Genomic DNA, 570 nt, shown 5'->3' on the forward strand with positions numbered 1-570 from the left:
CGTCGGGGTCATGGGGCATCTGCCGCGGGCGGACGAGGCCGATCCCGCAGCGAACGCGGCGGCGGTACTGCGTCTGCGGCAGGGGAGGGACACCGTGCTGCGCGCGGGTTTCGGCCCGGTGCTCGTGCATCTCGCCGCGACCTCCGGTGCGCTGACCGACCCGGCGACGCACTTCGACCTGGTGCGGGTCGGCGCGGGGCTGGTCGGGATCGACCCCTCCGAGACCACCGTCCTCGCCGGGGCGTCACGCTGGACCGCGCCCGTCGTGCACAGCGCACTCGTGCCGGCGGGGACCGCGGTCGGCTACGGCGGTGCGCACACCACCGACCGGGAGACGCACCTGAGCGTGGTCGGGGTCGGGTACGCCGACGGCATTCCGCGCGAGCTGGCATCTGGCGCCGGGGTGGAGATCGCCGGGACACGCCATCCGATCGTGGGGAGGGTCTCGATGGACCAGATCGTGGTCGACACGGGACCGGCGCTCTTCCCGCGGGGCGCGGTCGCGACCGTGTTCGGGCCGGAGGGCGGGGCCGTGCCGTCGGTGCAGGAGTGGGCCTGTCTCTTATACAC

General features: G+C 74.2%; 1 protein-coding gene. It reads left to right on the forward strand.

Annotated elements, in window-relative coordinates:
* A partial coding sequence (locus HCX50_RS19660; RefSeq protein WP_205829433.1) for an alanine racemase occupies positions 1 to 570 on the forward strand: 570 nt, incomplete at both ends.

Source organism: Microbacterium sp. B19(2022) (genome assembly GCF_012030385.1).
Classification (GTDB): Bacteria; Actinomycetota; Actinomycetes; order Actinomycetales; family Microbacteriaceae; genus Microbacterium; species Microbacterium oxydans_B.